Source organism: Paenibacillus sp. IHBB 3054 (assembly GCF_051594305.1).
Taxonomy (GTDB): Bacteria; Bacillota; Bacilli; order Paenibacillales; family Paenibacillaceae; genus Paenibacillus_AQ.
Map to the genome: position 1 here is coordinate 66,674 of NZ_JBOFBG010000032.1, position 17,010 is coordinate 83,683.

The following is a 17,010-nucleotide window of genomic DNA, read 5'->3' on the forward strand; positions in this document are numbered from 1 at the left end:
CATCCAGCGAAATGGTATACGCTGGACGGATGATGCAGCATTCTTGCAGGGAGCCTTACTTCTTCGGCGGCAGGCAGGAGTCTCTTTCGACCAGCCTGGCCGGGAAGCTGATGGTGCTAAAGGTCGGCTGAACAGAATCGCACAGCTCGATCACTTTCTCGACAGCGGCCTTGGACATTTCGTAAATCGGCAGACGTACGGAGGTCAGCTTGGGATGAATGCGCGAGGCAAGCTGCACATCATCGAATCCGGCAATGGACATATCCTCAGGCACGGATACTCCGTGTTCGGAGAACGCTTCCATCGCTGAAATAGCCATGTCATCATTGGACGAGAAGAAGGCTGTCGGCAATGGGCCGCCGGACTCCAGCAGCTTCTTGACCTCTTCGTAGGCCTTCTCCTTCAGGAAATCACCCTGCAGGATGAAGTTCTCATTGAGCTGCAATCCATGCCGCTTCAACGTATCCGCGTAGGCCATATAACGTTCCCGTCCGGAGTACGTGTTCATTCGTCCGCAGATCATGCCAATTTCTTCATGGCCAAGGCCGATCAAGTACTCGATGGCTTCGACAGTGCCCTCATAGTCCTTGGAGTTCACAATGGCCAGATGATTGCGGTCCAGATGCTCCGATATAATCTCCGAAATGTCATAATCGATCAGCACTAGCGGGGATTCAAGTCCAACCATTTCCCGTACGATATCAATATCCTTCTGGGTGCCGACGATAATGCCGCCGTCAATCCGTTTCTGCAGGAAAGCCTGCTTAACCTTCAGGAAATCGTCGGGAGAGTATACGGTATGAATCAGCACATAACAGCCGCGGGCATTCGACGTGTCGACTACGGCATCGACGAAAGGCGCGAAGTAATTGTTCTGATAGATCCGGGTTGCATTCTCCTTCTCGTTCATGCTGATGGCGAAAAGGCCGATCGTATCGGTCTTCTTGCCAGCCAGAGCCCGGGCAAAGCTGTTTGGCTCGTATTGATGCTGTTCAATAACCTTCAGCACCTTGGCCCGGGTCTCTTCAGGGACATTGGAATAGTTGTTGATCACGCGGGATACCGTACTACGGGATACCCCGGCGAGCTTAGCAATATCTTCGCTGCGCATAGTGCCCCCTTTAAATAAACGCGCGTTTATGAGTTCATTGTAAAATAAATCGCCACAGAAATCAATCACCCGGCTAAAGAATTTTGCCATGCGGGGAAGCTCTTTTTAAGCTAGAACTAATTTGGCAGCTTCAATCAGGAGAATAGGGGGACAGCGAATGCTTTTTAAAGAGATGAATCACGAGAGAAGCGGTGCGAAAGCCGAAGTCGTCGATTCCGTTGGCCTGGTATGATGGGAATCCAATCAGGCATAAAGTAGAGTTCGAATATTCGCTATTGTAGGCGTAGACAGAGAAACATACGGATAAAACAAACTGGATCAACCCCGAGGTTGCTCTATTTGTGTTCAGAATATAGATAGGATAGACGGTTAAGTATCAAGAGGAAAAGTATCCTCAAAACATGCCTTGATATACGAACGTTTGTTTGTTAGTATCAAGATTATATTATATTTAAATCCTAAATCTGTAAAAAAGGGGGGGCTGAACGACCTAGAAGCTGCCGCCATTGAGGGAAGTAAGTACAGGAATACATATGTGGAGATGGTCGGGGATTACATAGAACATGCGCAACTGGAAGCGATAATGTTATAATGAACAAGAACGGAGATGCCAAGATGGAGCTACTTGATCCGCGCAATGATTTTTTGTTCAAGCGTATATTTGGCAGTGAAGAGAACCGTGATGTACTACTCGCTTTCCTTAACCGGACATTTGCTGAGGCTGGGAAGCCGCCACTAAGCGAGATCATTCTACTTAACCCGTACACAGACAAAGATTCTCCTCGCGATAAGCAGTCTATACTGGACATTCGTGCTAGAACAATAGAAGGCGAAATCATTAATATCGAGATGCAATTGTTTAATAAATATGATACAGAGAAGAGAACTTTGTTCTATTGGAGTAAACAATACTCCAGCCAATTACAGGAAAGCCAGTCTTATAGCCAATTGAAGCGTTGTGTGACTATTAATATCCTAAACTATACATTGCTGCCCAATGAGATGTATCATAACGTGTTTCATCTGCGTGAAGACCGGACCGGAATTTCGCTGATTGAAGACATTGAAATTCATTTTTTGGAACTTCCGAAGCTAGATGAGCAAATCGTTTCGCTGGAGCAAGCGGTCTTGCGAATTGGTTGCTCTTTTTGAAAGGCGCAGATCAATCCAAATGGGAGGTGCTGACAATGAATGAGCCTATACTAAAGAAGGCCATGAATACGCTGGAGTTCTTAAGTCAGAATGAGGAAGCCCGCAGACAGTATGAAGATCGCCAAAAATATTTACATGATGAAGCTTCAATGTATGAAACGGCGAAGACCAGAGGGTTCACTGAAGGTGTTGCTGAAGGAAAAGCAAAAGGAAAAGCTGAAGGAAAGGCTGAAGGTGAAGCTCAGGCGAAAAGAGAGATTGCGCGGAAGCTCCTTGGACTCGGCGTTGATCTGCCTGTAATCGCTGAAGCATCTGGCTTGACGGTAGAAGAAATTAAACAACTGAAGCCACTGCAATGAACATCCAGCCAGAGGAAAAAGGTTTGTTCATGGGTCTGACAACAGCGTGCCCCTCCATTTGACCTTTGGAAAAAGAAGTACCCCTGCACACTTTGCCCATTAACTCATCTTGATGCATACGCTCACCCCGAATTCTGTTTATAGTCTACAACGTTTGGTTAGATTTAGAAGTTTCGAAGGATAATTTATCCATTCCGTGATTTCTTCACACACTCTATTAACAATCAGGTGTTAAATTGAAGATATCCCCAGCTTGTATGTAGTATATACGTTCATGAACTCTTGACTCTGCCAGCTGCTGGTAGGGTCGTTTTTTAAAATATATGAATTTATATGCTTCACGCTATAAATTATCCGTTTCCGCTTGTTTATAGCTTAGCAAATCGAGGAGATACTATGCAATTTAGAAGTTTGTATAAGATTGTCGCAGAGAAAGTGCATTGAAAGCTGATAAAGACGTGCTACTATTGTCATTAGGATTATTGAGAATGATAATCAATCACAATGATGTATAGGAGTGAAGAAATCAATGGCAAGTTGGGGTCGAAAATGTATTTGGACAGCTGTACTTGTACTGGCAATGTCCGCTTTGGCGGCTTGCGGCACGAATAATAATGCTGCCGGAGGAAAAAACGTTCAAACAGAGAATGCGGCGAATCCAACCGCAGCAAGCAATACATCCACCGATGCAGGCACCGATACTTCAGCCGAAAATGGCACACGGACTGTCGTCGGGGAATTCGGAGAGGTTGAAATCCCCGTTAGTCCCAAGCGGGTGGCAGGGATCTATGTGGAGGATTACCTGAAGGCGTTAGGCGTTACCCCGGTCGTGCAATGGTATCATCCCAGCTGGGGCAAGCAGGATTATTTGAATCTGGATGTGCCGGAATACGATATTACCGGGAGCATTGAAGCTTTGTTGGAAAAAAATCCGGACTTGATCATTACCGACGGAGGCGTGGATGCAGCAAAATACGAACAATATTCCAAGGTAGCGCCAACCTACCGTCTGCCGGAGAAAGTGTTGCAGGATTCAAGACAAATGCTCACAGCTATCGCAGAGGCGCTTGGCATTCCGGAAAAGGGCGAAGCTGTACTTGCGGAGTATGACCAGAAGGTGGCGGATGGAAAGGCCAAGCTGCAGCAGGCGTTGGGGCAGGAGAAGGTAGCTGTAATCCGGCTTAACGTTGCCGAGAAAACCTTTGCTTTATTTGGTGTCAAAAACCGCTTTACGGGTGTGATCTATGATCAATTCGGTCTGACTCCCGTCCCTATGGCTGCGGAGATGACTGAATTTCAGTCCATTATTTCCGAAGAAGTGATACCAGATCTTGAGGCAGATCATATCATTGTATTCCCTGACAACGGAGGATGGGATTCTGCGGAGAATGGGGAAGCAATCAAAATTCTGGGTGGCCCGTTGTGGAAGAACCTGCCTGCGGTGAAGAACGGGAATATTTACAGAATGGAACGCTCCCACTGGCAGTCCGGCGCGATTACAGCCAATTCGATGAAGCTGGATGATCTGCTGAAAGCAATGGTGAAATAAAACGCCAGGCAAACTGATAGACTAACCCCCATAAAAGAAACCTCGGCAGCCATGGATGAGAAATAAAGTCCTGGACTGCCGCTTTTTTATTGAACTGACGTTCCCGCTAGCGATACTTCTTACTCACTAAAAACTCAACAATGGGTAATGTAATCATTGCTAATCCTAATACCCCTAATAAAAAGATGTTCATTGTTTCATTTACGATTTCATCAGCAACTAAAGCTCCAAGTATAAAAAAAAGAAGAAGAAAGTAACTTATTTTCGAGCTTCTCTCCGTAATCTTTTTTCCTAACTCGTCATCCTCAAATATACCATCTTTGTCTGCCTTGGTTCCCCAGGTGATCATAGGAAAAAACATCATTAATAGCGTTGCGATTGTTATTATTTCGTTAAATCCAACGTCTTTTCCAACAATGACCTTATAGATGGTAAAAACCACCACAATTAGAGTGGCTACCCCTACTGTGATTGCACCTATTTTTCGGGTGTTCATTCCTCTTCTCTCCCTTCTTGTAAGAATAACTTATCGATTCTAACTCCTAAATGTTTGGCAATATCAAAAGCTAATTGCAAACTTGGGTCATATTTGTTGTTTTCAATGGCATTTATGGTCTGTCTGCTAACATTGCATAAATCTGCTAACTTGCCTTGTGATATATCTTTTTGCTCTCGAAATTTTTTGATATGATTTTGCATTAAATTCCACCTTCTTCGTTGTATGGGTGTAAAAAAAGTTTTACATATAGATTTTAAAATAACATGATTAAAGTGTCAAACATATTTTACACTTTTGAACAGCATGGTTGATAGGCTTTCATTTTTGTTTTACACTAAGGAAATGAAAATGATTCTCAATTAGGGGGCGGGAGAATGGCAGAACAGCTCAGTGAAAGCACTGAAAAAAAGCTGTTATACAGCTTGACTAACATAGAAGCAATAGCCCAATCCCCTGCGGGAAACGGACAAATGGCTGTGATTCAGGAGCACACATTAATCATAGTATCGGAAGGGCAGGGCTGGCTCGAAGCGGAGGAAAGGCGTTATCCTTTGGACAAGGGCGCAGGCTTTCTGATTGAGGCTGGATCTATGAACAGAATTCAGGCCGGAGAGCGGGGGCTTAGCTTTTATCAGCTTGCATTTGAGGTTATCGGCACAGGATACGGCAGACATCGCGGAAAGGAAAATTTGCCCGTAAATACCATGCTCCAGCCGGGTCTCTTAAGCTGCAGACCTTTTTCACAATGTGCACTGCTGCTGGATTCCATTCATCATAGCCGCAGGAGCCCCGATGACATCGAATGGTTCGCGGGTCATACCCGCTTTCAGGAGCTGCTGCTGCTGATCATGCGAGCCAATTCCCCGGCAGTTCAGACAAAGAATGATCATGAGGCGGTACAACGTTCCATTCACTATATGCAGGAGCATTACAGTGAACCGGTATCCGTCGACCAACTGGCAGAGATTGCAGGCATTGGGCGCGCGCGTTATACACAGCTTTTTAAAGAGATTACCGGCAAGATTCCCTTGGAGCATTTGAACGGCCTCCGTATCGAACGGGCGCAGCAGCAGCTGCTTCTGACCAAGGACCGTCTGCATGATATTGCACTGACTGTCGGCTATAGCAATGAGTATTATTTTAACCGGCGTTTCAAGGGAGCGGTAGGTGTTACACCCGGTCAATACAGGAGTCTTCATCAGGATGGAGTCCGTGTATTCGCGCCTTTTCTGGAGGATTATCTGCTGGCTTTGGGCATTACTCCTGTGGCTCAATATTGTCATGCCCAGTGGGGCAAGCAAGAGTACCTGGGTCTGGATCAGGTGCCAACGTTTGATATTTCCCGCGGAGATTGGTCAGAGCTTTCCCGTTACACGCCCGAGCTGATTATGCTGGATGACGGCTTTCAGCGCTGGCATTTGGGTGAGTGCCGCCAGATTGCTCCGCTGTTCAGACTCCCGTTCCACCAGGAAGACTGGCGTGCAACACTGCGCTCTGCAGCAGCTGTCCTCGGCAGAACGGAACATGTGCAGGAGGTCATCGGCCATTATGAACAGCAGGCCCAGCAGTCCAAGCGGATCCTCAGCCGCAGCGTCCGGGGACAGACGGTAGCATTACTCCGAATTTCTTCCTGCGGAGTTGCTCTCTATGGATGTGAGGGTCTGGGATATACAGCAAGCGTATTGCATGAGGATCTCGGGCTCCAGCGGCATCCGTTGGTCCGGCAGCTCACCCGGGGACAGAAGCGTGTGAGCCTAACAAGTGAAGAGTTGTCAGGCCTGACGGCGGATCATCTGTTCATTACTTTTGACCGGCAGGAAGGTGAAGGTCGGGAACTGCTGGATACGCCGCTATGGAGAAGCCTGCCCGCTGTGCGCAACCGCAACGTGTACGAGGTGGATTTTATGGCCTGGATGAATTATGGAGTGCTTTCGCATCAGCGGAAGATCGAGGATGTGCTGCGGGTACTGGCGTAAAGAGACGGTTTACCCATGAGGGATAAGTTCATGAATGATTTGACGCTGCCGGATGCCGGCGGGGTCTTTTTTTATATCTAATTACGATTGAATTTAGGCTATAGATGATAGTTTCACCACTATTTAATAATCGTAAAATGTATTTTATTACTGATTCACTTAACTATTACATTTATTCTTTGGAAGAATAGAATACAATATCTAGTTTTAGGAGGTGATTCTTATGTCGATTCTCTTACCTCAGCAGTTTTACTCTCTGGCTGCCAATATTGGTAAATCTTATTTTGAAAACTTGAACAATGGAGCAAATGCTACAATTACCGTTAATAATAACGGTCCGGCTCCGATCAATCTTGTAGTTACACGTGTCAATGCTCCTGTCATCACTTATGTAATACCTCCAACCAATAGCCTCACGTTGGAAGTTGCTTTGCTGTTGGTAGCCGCTCTCCAGACCACAGCTGCTGGTGCTGCTACAGGTACAATTCAAATTGCTACTGCTGATTTCTAGTTTTAAAACGACGGAAATAGATTTTGATGTAGAGCATGTGTATCATAACCCGCCGGGCTTTTTTGAGCTGGCGGGGTTTCTTTGTCTTCAGACGTGTATTCCAGGATATCTTGTACCCTCCGTACAATTTCAAAGTATACCTCTATTTTTGGTCTGCTGACTTACTAAATAATTCAAAAAAACCTATCGGCGGGCATACGCGGGAGGGATAAGGGATATTGAGAGTCAGAACAGAAAGGAGCGAGTATAACGTAACGATCAATTATCATGAGGAAGCGGACCTATTTCGTAGTAAATAAGTAGTATACGGTAACTCTATTTCGGATTTATAATTAATGCATTGAATGAAAATAATGTCAGGCGGTGTTGTGTGTTGCCATGGGAGCCAATGCTTTTCATGTTCTTTTCGACTATTGAACTCATGTCTATTTATTATTTGATTATGTCGCTCTTTAGATTTAAGTGGAAACATCATGCTTGGCAAGCCTTGTTTGTTACTTTAATTATAAATTTGCAGAGTTATTTGGTGAGGAAAGAGCTTGATATGAGCAATATCGCACCTTTAATATTGATAGTAATATTCATATTGTTTTTTGCTGTAGTTGTTAGGATGCCCCTCATACTGTCCGTTATTGCAACTATATCAGGATATGCTATTTTTGCAGTCATACAAACTGTTATTGTACTTATCTTATTCGGTTCAATAGGAGCAATAGAAGGGAATAAAAGCAATGGATACATATTACAAGTACTCACCTCCGTAGTTATTTGCTCCTTTTTTTGGCACTACTACAGAAAAGGAAAAGGCTTTACTTTTGACATAGAGAAGCTTCGATTTAAATTAGAAGATATTTTTTTAACGACGATCATCATAATTTTCCTAATTGGAATCTCAATTCTTTTATATTACAACGAAATTTATTTGAATATATTGTTCTTTTTAGTGATCTCAATTTTCTTCATTTATTACTCATTCGCTTGTTTATAGTGACCAGACAACGGAAGTCCCTTCAACACTTGCAACAATTAGTGTAGATGGTTCAAATGTCGCCACTGTAACCAATGCAAATACTGGTACTGCCACTGAATCTATTTATGTTAAAGCGGTTTTAGATATTGATAATACAGTTGTAAGTTATTACGCTCTGACACTTGATTTCTACGTTCCAGTTGCTAAGACAATCACCATTACGCCAAATAGTGCTACTGAAGTTGAAATTACGATTAACAAAAACAAGATATTCGCGGCAACCGTTTATAGTGGAACCGTTGTATCTCCTGAAGATGTGATTTGGGATATATTTGCAGATGATCGCGTAAGCGCCCCTTGATACGACTACTTATCAAGTCACAAGTCAAACAACAACTCAAATAGCAATTACGGCGTTGAAGGTGACAAAGTATATCCAACTAAAATGTTCCCTAACAAGTGATCCAAGTGTTTATACATAGGTAACAGGTTGAGATACCTCTGAACCGTTCAAGTAGACATGTTTATCAATAACAACTGATTCACTATATACCAAGTCATGATCATTTATGCTGTTATAGAGATTCATTGTGTAGACCTCTGGAGCATAAACGGTAATGGCAACTGTATCATATATGAATCCATTAGTTGCGTTTGATACTTTAATGCTACATGTTCCCTCAGAAACACCTGTAACAAGCCCTGTAGCGCTCATAGTGGCAATTGAAGGTAAAGAGGATTCAAATACAACCGGAACACTGTTTGTACTCGTCCAGGCTAATTGAAGAGTGTTGCCAATTAGGATTGATGTGGGTGGATTTGTAATATCTACAGGACACGCTTTACCTCCAGCAATTCCATTTTGAACATCGTCTAAATCCTTATTAATCTGATCCTTCTCACATGACAAATTAGCAATTCCCTTTTGTGAGAATGTATCTATTCCTGTAATCTTAAACATCTGACCATCAACAAAGAATCTATTACCGATTTCTAACCCCAATTCCTTATAATAATTGTTAGTAAAAACATTGATACTGCCATCTGCTACAGTTATTACCTCCCCCGATGTTACCCCTAAATTTCCAACAGTAATAAAGCAATCCACATGAATAAAACGACATGAGGAATTGACAATTATAGTTTGCGGTAATCTTCGGATGATTCCCTTGTATTTGTTGTAACGCTCCGTGTTTATCTCACCGATTAGCATATATTTATTGCCTTCATAGACAACAACATCACCACGATGAATAGGAGAAAGGGAAGAGATTTTCTTATCGTCATAACCACTATTAAGATTCGTGTTGGTTATGACTACTCGCGTAGGTGTGGCAGAACAGTTTATATAAACATCCGTACCAATTTGGTTCTGGATAAATTCAAAATCGGCTGTATCAGACATATTGAATAAATCAAACATTGGATCACTCCTTTCATATTAAGAGTTGAACAACATAAAAGTTGAACTATTACTGTTCGTATCGTCTGTAACTGCCATCATGCGGATTTTCCGTTCAAGTTGGTCAATACGATTCTGAAGAGAATCAGCAAAATCAGTGATAGTGATATCATCAGATTTGTATGACTTCATTAACGATGGATTATTAGCAATACTATTCAAAACAGACAGCGCTGCTAAGTAAATATTACGTTTTTCTGTAATAGAGGACGGTGAGTATTCCGCTTCAGGATCAATTACTCCTTCTTCAGCAAGATAAACGGACAATTCAGCAGAGGATAAGGTGATACCCTGTGACTCTAATTGAAGGCGTTCCGTGAATTTCATATTGATTGCTCCTTTTGTATAGGGATTTTTGGGTATAGAAAAAGCCCACTGATAAGTAGGCTTGGAATGACCATTTTTATTCTTGTATTGCAGTTACAATTCCATCATCCAGATATACATATTTCCCATCATCATAAACCCATTGCTCGGAGACATTGTCTCCTGTAGTTGTTTTATTGATATCATAAGGCAATCCCCAACTTGAAGTTTTAAGTTGTTCTTTGGTTTCACCAATAACAGGTGGCTTATCTTTATATTTTGTTTTCTCGGCATCGAGTTCTTCTTGAAGGCTTGCAATATATTCTTTTTGTTCTTCCTTCAAAAGTTTACCGTAGTGCTCTTTATATTCTAAAGGTATTTGCTCAAAGTAATAATTCATCATGTTACCATCATTATAAAAGGCATCCATAGTTTGTGCAAAATAGTACATTGCATTTAATTCAGTATTATTGTTCATGTCTCTTACTGTCGCAATTGCTAAAGCATCATAGTCTTTATTTTCAAGTAAAGTATTTAACTCGTTACGAAACTCTGTGCTAATTTCTATTCTATCTTTTAAAACTACTTCCTTTTCTCCACACCCACTAATCCCTATAACACCAACAATTCCAATTAACAATACAATCCCGACCAATAATTTTTTGATTGCATTCACCATTATTTGTCACTCCAAATCGAGAATTTAATAAGTCATCGAGGATACTTTGATACTGTTAATGGAAGCATTTATTTTGGCTGCTTGTTCAGAGTTATCTTGAGTTGGAGCAAGTATTAAGTTACTCACATTTCCTAATTCATCGTAGAATTCAATTCGAATATAACTAGTGTTCTTTTTAAACGCCCATGCCAAAATTCCAACTAACAATATTCTGCCAGCAGTTAAAGATTCTTTGTTCTCAATTGAACATTTTTTAACATTGACTATAAATATTTCAAATAACATTTTTGAGTTGTTAGTTGAATCCATATAAGAAATTTTATCTTGTGATATGTAGAACGTCCCCTCATTAACACTTCCCACGGGTACAAGTGGATGTCCTCCTAAGTAATTCACATCACGATATGTATGTAATATATTGGGCAGTTCATTTTTCCCAGTTTCAGTATTAGCAATCTTTTTGGCAGAGTCGCGCCATGTGATTATTATCATTATTAATAGTACAACCACGAGAAACCCCATTAACATTAGATCATCCCCATTTCACAATTTACCTAAATTCTACCATCAGTTAAGTTGATAGGTCTATAGAATCAGGAAATTATATGGATAGTGGTCTGAAAGTATGGGGGAGGAGGATATTAATCGCCCTCTCTAAAAAATCTTTCTACCACATCCTTGTACTCTTCTCTCACTTTTTTATAACAACCTTCAACAATCCCATACATAAAATCAAATGGAATGTATGTTCTGAACCATCCTTCAGAACCTTCCTTGATATTCCAAGTGTAGGATAGAACTGGCTCCGATATATCTAATCCTAATTCCATTTCATTTCTATAACTGTGAACCGCTAAGTTTCTCAATTCATAAATTTTGTTGAAAAGTGTAATTTCTCTGAAATATTTAATGTGTATTGGATCAACAATATCATCAATATTTAGAAATGAAGATACTGGTAATTCTTCTCCATTCTTGACTCTATTTAAGCCTTCTTTGATCTTAACAAGATATTGCTCATAATCATCTTGTTTAATTTTACCTGTAGATAAATCCTTTAAGAAAATATCTACTTGAATAAACTTCAGAGTCGCTTTACAACCAGAATATTCCGAAAGAAAATACCTGAAATTTGAACCGTTATATCTAGCATCGGTACTTGAATAAGGCTTATCCACAAATTTGCTTAAAAAATCAAGAAAAACGAACATTAGGATACACGCTTCGTCATAATGAACGGATTTAATTTCTAAAATGTTCTTTAATTTTTGGTCGAGAGTATCTAAATAACTATATGACATTTTCAAATCTCCTCAATTAGAATATATATCTTGACTTCGACAAGAGGAGACATTTCCCTTTTTTTATTTTTTATTTCAATGTGTAAATCCATACGATGCAGGATTAATTTCCTGTTTTGGGGTATCGAAACCAATTTTAAGCCGATTCAGCACAGTAGCATATGCACAATAGTACAAATCAGCGTCCAAAATCGTTAAATTGGATAATATTAGTCGATAAATAGACCGCTAACTAGACCAGATAGTGGTTCAAATGGTACGGAAGATATATTCTATACCATCTAGATAGCATACAACTATACTTATGTGCTATCTAGGGCGTATTTCATCATATATCACTCATATATGGTAAATAATAGTATATTTCGATTAAAAATTGAGCGAAAATTTGAATGAAAAATCAGCCAAATGAAACCATATATATAACAGTAGTAGCCAGTAGCAATCTACGCACACTTATAATTGATATATAACGTGTGCGCGAATCACCATTGTTCCACGGGAAATGTTCCACGATTTATTTACTCTTTTATATATTCACCGCCATATCTTTACTTACTATTAGTTAATCACTGTTTTATTGTCATCTTCATTGCTCGTATCATTATTTACACGCTCACCACTTAATCTAACTAATTCGCTGTTTACATCTGTAGTATACGGGCTATGTCCAAGGACAGATTCCACACTAATCGCGCTCATCTCTCTCAACTTACTGAGATTATCAATAATATCCTTCTCAGATTGTGGCATAGCATATTGGAATACAATATCCAATGTATTCCATTCATCATCATTGAATACAATCCCTTGCAACTCAAGCAATCGTCTAACCTTGTTATAGCGCATCTTCATACTGTATTTTATATACTTCTCACTGATCATGGCTTTAAGATTACTCAATGAGAACAGTAGTTTAATACTCACTTCACTCAGATTACTTATGTCTGTCTTACCCAATACGATACCAGGCGTTGAACTGATATCAAGTAAACTGGTCATAAGATGCTTATACAATGTCTCAAACGCTTGATGATCAAATTGATTCTGAACAAATGCAAACTCTGAATCTGAATCTAACACCAGTCCAGCACCAATGATAGATGCAGGGAGTTTATCGCCTGTCAATTGCTGGCCTTTAATTACCGGAATACCTGTTATGTATTTGTAGAAAGCATCTACACTCCGACTAATTAGATCCTCCATTGAATCTAATATACTCTTGTAATCTTCTAAATCACTACGTCCATACACATCATCAATAGGATTATCATTGCGATATAGCACAGGCAATCCAGTTAAATTGTCAAATGTTCCACGACTTTGCAATGTTCCACCGCTGTTACTATACTTCTCAACACGTTCAGGATAGTAGACATTGTAGAATGTAACATTGTTAATCGTATAGGCTTCAACAAATGCGACATAATCATTATCTGCTGTCACAACTGGATAAGAATCCGCTACATCTATCAATTTACTTGTAATCTTGCCATCCTTAACATAAACATATTCATAGGCATTACCGTAACGATTGACACTATGTACTAAATCAAAGTCCAGTTTATCATAACCATTCTTGTAAACAGTTTTAATCGCTTCTACAACCTTCTCATTGCCTGTAAGAGTGACTTTATTACCAATAAGATATGCAGTTCCAAACTCAAGTAAACGCTTGGCATATTGAAGCACAATGCGTCTAGGAACGAACTCTTTCCCGTTAAACATCTCACTCGGCCTAGTGTTAATTAAATGTTTGCCAGATATGTATTCTTTGATATCGAGTATGTTCATGATCCTCATTTGGTTGTTGACTTCATCCACATACTCAACAAACCAAGTGTTACTATATCCGAAATCATTTATAAAGTCATTGATTGTACCCATTTGTACACACTCCTTATATTATACGTACCATTTGTTTGCTTTCATGGCCTGAACACTCAATGCATGGCTAATAACCAAGTCATCATGATTGTTCTTGCCTTTGACATTGCCCATTTTTCCGTCATTCTCCACAAAAATAATCATTTGCTGCAATGTATCTCTGTCTTCAACAAGGATTAGTCCTTTTTCGAATGATTCCTTATAGTCAGATATGAGAGATGCCTTTGTCGCTTCAGTAGTAAGGAATCCAAGTACTAATCTCTTGTTACCTTTCTTATCGAACGATCTATGTTTATATAGATTCATATATCCATGGTCTTCACGTAACCGCTGAATTACAGGAAGCCCATAACTGTTCTTTTCAACCGCCAAGAACGCATAATTATAGAATCTACCAATGTCATTTAGGAATGCTGCAAACTCATATACACTTATTTTATTACTAGCAAATGCCAATACTTGAACTCCATCTGCATCCATCAATGTTAAAGATGAACTATCACCGCCTGAACCACTTGAAACGTCACTGCCACCGTAATACTTAACGTTACGCTTCGGCAAATGGTAGACACTCAAACCTTTGCCTATATATTGGAGTACAGTTTCAGGTAATTCGGTTTTAAGTTGATCCTTAGACATAGGAGGGAGGACGTTTTCTAATCGTTCTAAAACTTTAGTTTGATCAAATACATTGCGTCCGCTCGTCTTGAATGATTCTTCGGGGAACGATGGAAATTCTGTCTGGAAATCTATCAACGACATTGAAGATAGTTTCCATTGCCGCCACATCAACATACGAAGGTTTGCACCCATCTCATGGATACGTTTTTCTTCTTCCGTTAAATCCTTGGTGCTCAAACGTTGTCCCTTATTTGATGCTTTATACCATTCCTCTGCAATATCATGTTCAAATTTAAATTGATCTTTATATGCAGCAGAAGTCCATCCATAGAAGAATGCTTTATAGTTGGTTTTACCTTTCCAACTCTTCATAAACAACTCATAATAATGGTTGCCTGTACCGTTTGAAGTGGATTCGATAACAACCTTACTTTCTGGATTCTTTGCTAATGCTTGTGTAACTGAGGTCAGAAGTTTAGATTGATTTATGTCATAAAATGCAAATTCAGACAACAATACATATTGGAATGTACTACCCCGACCAATATTAATGTTTGGTGGGCTGACCTGAATTCGACTCCCATTAGACAGTACTAATTCATCCCGATTATCTCTAACCGTTTCAGGGAACTTGTATTTTGTTCGTGGTAGATTGTCATTCATCAATTTCAAACGTCCAAATAGTACGCTAACCTGTTTGTTATCCTGCGACACAATCATGTAACTGGAGTTAGGGCGATTTATTGCATTCCAGAGACAGTATGAGAGGGATATAGTTGAAAATCCAATTTGGCGGCTCTTTGCGATTATGTTAAACTTACCCATTAGTTTAACGAATTTTGCTTGCTCCTGATTGAAGACGAAGGGAATAAGATTCCCCAAATTGTCTACGATTTTAACAAAGTTCTTGCTGAACAAAGTGAAATCTTCCATAACCAAATCAAATTTACTTTTCTTTTTCACAGTATCAACAGCCATATATTTTCCTTTCTAGAACGCAAAAAAGGACTCGGCAAAATTACCGAGTCCAATCCATACATTCCTATGTATTTTTATTCTTCATTCTCTTTATTTTTCAGCACAAGGATAATATCTTTCACCTTCTGAGGTAGAGGGATACCTAATTTACCGCCGTTTTCTGTAATCGAAGTAAATTCAATCAAACAAAATGCACCACTAACACCATCAGTCACAATACCATTACCTTTGAGTACAGCAACTTCAATTAAATAAACGGCTCCGATCAAGAGAACAACATACACTTTCCTGATTAGCCCTAACGTTCCGATTCGACTATTTATATTTTTTTGATAAATACCGACCATGAATCCAGTTATAAAATCCAACATCATGAGTCCCAGGAGTACAGTGAATACTAAACCAAATCCTCCAACCATCCATGACACGATTCCTGTCACGGCTCCAATTGCCAATTTAACTACAACATCAACACGTTCCAATTTGACACCTCCTTTCTAATGTACTCACCGTCAACCTGACGGAAAGGTTCTGCAACTCTACATTTCCAAATCGTCTTCTTCATCATCTTTGCCAGTGGCCGAAAAGAAACGTTCCGCTTCCTTATTATGCAGATTGATTTCTTTCATCAGTTTCAACATCATCTCAATATCTTTAGGATTAGGATCAGACTCAACTTTCTTCTTCAGATTCTCATAAATAGTTAACAGGTCATTTGCCTGTTTAGCCGCTAACACAATGGAAACGATGTGTTTATACTCAGGACTTCGCTCCCAACGGTAATATGTTCCCATGCCTTTCAGATCAACCTGCTTAAGGAATTCTTCTTCAGTCATATTCCGTTCATTCTGCATCCAAATATTGAATTTGTACTTTATGTATAGTTGCTTTTTGTATGGCAACTTCTTTAACACATCATAAATGGTCATAGCCATGTCTTAACCTCCCACGCAAATATGATAAATACCTTTGATAACGTCAAAGACAGCAAAAACAAATGTGCTAATCAAATAACCAGCACAAACGTAAACAACGACTTTGACCAATTTATTACCGATTTTCTTCATTACATTATTCATTCGAATTATCTCCTTCGATTTCCTTATTATTGAATAACAAAAAGAAGGGTCAACTACTCACCCTTCCAATCACCCTACCTATATAGTTGATGTTCAAAATCATACAATAACTCTTATGAATTTTTGCTTAAAATGGATTGTCGTCACTCATGTTCTCATACTCATTAATCAATTCATCGTATTCTTGTTCTTCGAGTACAATATCATCAGGATTCAATTCATCATCAATAAATGGGTTAACACTCGCCTTAGCCTTATTCTTTCTTGTAATTTGCTTATCCCATTTGGCTATATTTTTATCAATGGTCGCTTTATGTGCTTCTCTAAATGCATCTATGTTTGAGATATTACCAAATATAGTGTGTTCAAAACGATATGATGGTTTCTTGACACCGTTTATTGTCCGTGTTCCATTTTTTCTATAATCTGAAGCCATTAACCGCATACGATTTAATTTATGAACTATCTTATTAATTTTATCGTTACTGAATCCTAAAGTGTCAGCCATTTTATTAATAGACATCCAACACTTATTTTCTATGTTGTTGCTCCATTTACGAATCAGGCAAT

General features: G+C 39.8%; 17 protein-coding genes and 1 pseudogene. 4 read left to right on the plus strand and 14 right to left on the minus strand.

Annotated elements, in window-relative coordinates; genetic code table 11:
• Nucleotides 1–55: 55 nt before the first annotated feature.
• Nucleotides 56–1,201: a LacI family DNA-binding transcriptional regulator gene (locus ACQ76X_RS26220; protein WP_438496704.1), complete on the minus strand. Its 1,146-nt coding sequence runs from the start codon at nt 1,199–1,201 to the stop codon at nt 56–58.
• Between the two features lie 525 nt (nt 1,202–1,726).
• Between ACQ76X_RS26220 and ACQ76X_RS26225 the strand changes: the two are divergent.
• Both ACQ76X_RS26225 and ACQ76X_RS26230 read left to right on the plus strand, forming a co-directional pair.
• Nucleotides 1,727–2,622: pseudogene (locus ACQ76X_RS26225) on the plus strand (Rpn family recombination-promoting nuclease/putative transposase).
• A 529-nt stretch (nt 2,623–3,151) separates the two neighbouring features.
• On the plus strand, nt 3,152–4,171 hold the full coding sequence (locus tag ACQ76X_RS26230; protein WP_438496705.1) for an ABC transporter substrate-binding protein: 1,020 nt from the start codon (nt 3,152–3,154) through the stop codon (nt 4,169–4,171).
• Between the two features lie 106 nt (nt 4,172–4,277).
• On the opposite strand, the gene ACQ76X_RS26235 is transcribed toward ACQ76X_RS26230, so the two are convergent.
• Both ACQ76X_RS26235 and ACQ76X_RS26240 read right to left on the minus strand, forming a co-directional pair.
• Complete coding sequence (locus tag ACQ76X_RS26235; RefSeq protein WP_438496706.1) at nt 4,278–4,667, minus strand: hypothetical protein; 390 nt, start codon at nt 4,665–4,667, stop codon at nt 4,278–4,280.
• Entirely contained in the window at nt 4,664–4,870 is a 207-nt protein-coding gene (locus ACQ76X_RS26240) for a helix-turn-helix transcriptional regulator (RefSeq protein WP_438496707.1), read from the minus strand. Before ACQ76X_RS26240 ends, ACQ76X_RS26235 begins: the two co-directional genes overlap by 4 nt.
• A gap of 174 nt (nt 4,871–5,044) precedes the next feature.
• Here ACQ76X_RS26240 and ACQ76X_RS26245 point away from each other — a divergent pair, with 174 nt between their 5' ends.
• Nucleotides 5,045–6,646 carry a helix-turn-helix domain-containing protein gene (locus tag ACQ76X_RS26245; protein WP_438496708.1) on the plus strand — a complete coding sequence of 534 codons (1,602 nt, stop codon included), beginning with the start codon at nt 5,045–5,047 and terminating at the stop codon, nt 6,644–6,646.
• Between the two features lie 223 nt (nt 6,647–6,869).
• A complete protein-coding gene (locus tag ACQ76X_RS26250; RefSeq protein WP_438496709.1) occupies nt 6,870–7,157 on the plus strand; it encodes a hypothetical protein in 288 nt (95 codons plus the stop codon).
• Between the two features lie 1,442 nt (nt 7,158–8,599).
• On the opposite strand, the gene ACQ76X_RS26255 is transcribed toward ACQ76X_RS26250, so the two are convergent.
• The 11 genes from ACQ76X_RS26255 to ACQ76X_RS26305 all read right to left on the minus strand — a co-directional run.
• The gene (locus ACQ76X_RS26255) at nt 8,600–9,550 is read right to left on the minus strand and encodes an Ig-like domain-containing protein (protein WP_438496710.1); all 951 of its coding nucleotides are present in this window, start codon (nt 9,548–9,550) and stop codon (nt 8,600–8,602) included.
• A gap of 18 nt (nt 9,551–9,568) precedes the next feature.
• Nucleotides 9,569–9,916, minus strand: a complete 348-nt coding sequence (locus tag ACQ76X_RS26260) for a hypothetical protein (RefSeq protein ID WP_438496711.1) — start codon at nt 9,914–9,916, stop codon at nt 9,569–9,571.
• Nucleotides 9,917–9,992: 76 nt separating this feature from the next.
• On the minus strand, nt 9,993–10,574 hold the full coding sequence (locus ACQ76X_RS26265; protein ID WP_438496713.1) for a hypothetical protein: 582 nt from the start codon (nt 10,572–10,574) through the stop codon (nt 9,993–9,995).
• A gap of 24 nt (nt 10,575–10,598) precedes the next feature.
• Nucleotides 10,599–11,102, minus strand: coding sequence for a hypothetical protein (locus ACQ76X_RS26270; protein ID WP_438496715.1), 504 nt, complete (start codon nt 11,100–11,102; stop codon nt 10,599–10,601).
• Between the two features lie 113 nt (nt 11,103–11,215).
• Nucleotides 11,216–11,875 carry a hypothetical protein gene (locus tag ACQ76X_RS26275; RefSeq protein WP_438496716.1) on the minus strand — a complete coding sequence of 220 codons (660 nt, stop codon included), beginning with the start codon at nt 11,873–11,875 and terminating at the stop codon, nt 11,216–11,218.
• Between the two features lie 561 nt (nt 11,876–12,436).
• A complete protein-coding gene (locus ACQ76X_RS26280) occupies nt 12,437–13,762 on the minus strand; it encodes a phage portal protein (protein ID WP_438496717.1) in 1,326 nt (441 codons plus the stop codon).
• 18 nt (nt 13,763–13,780) lie between these two features.
• Complete coding sequence (locus tag ACQ76X_RS26285; protein ID WP_438496718.1) at nt 13,781–15,361, minus strand: DNA packaging protein; 1,581 nt, start codon at nt 15,359–15,361, stop codon at nt 13,781–13,783.
• Between the two features lie 74 nt (nt 15,362–15,435).
• Nucleotides 15,436–15,843: a phage holin family protein gene (locus ACQ76X_RS26290; RefSeq protein ID WP_438496719.1), complete on the minus strand. Its 408-nt coding sequence runs from the start codon at nt 15,841–15,843 to the stop codon at nt 15,436–15,438.
• A 57-nt stretch (nt 15,844–15,900) separates the two neighbouring features.
• Nucleotides 15,901–16,296 carry a hypothetical protein gene (locus ACQ76X_RS26295; protein WP_438496720.1) on the minus strand — a complete coding sequence of 132 codons (396 nt, stop codon included), beginning with the start codon at nt 16,294–16,296 and terminating at the stop codon, nt 15,901–15,903.
• 3 nt (nt 16,297–16,299) lie between these two features.
• Nucleotides 16,300–16,440 carry a hypothetical protein gene (locus ACQ76X_RS26300; RefSeq protein ID WP_438496722.1) on the minus strand — a complete coding sequence of 47 codons (141 nt, stop codon included), beginning with the start codon at nt 16,438–16,440 and terminating at the stop codon, nt 16,300–16,302.
• A gap of 127 nt (nt 16,441–16,567) precedes the next feature.
• On the minus strand, nt 16,568–17,010 hold a 443-nt coding region (locus ACQ76X_RS26305; protein WP_438496723.1), incomplete at its 5' end, for a hypothetical protein.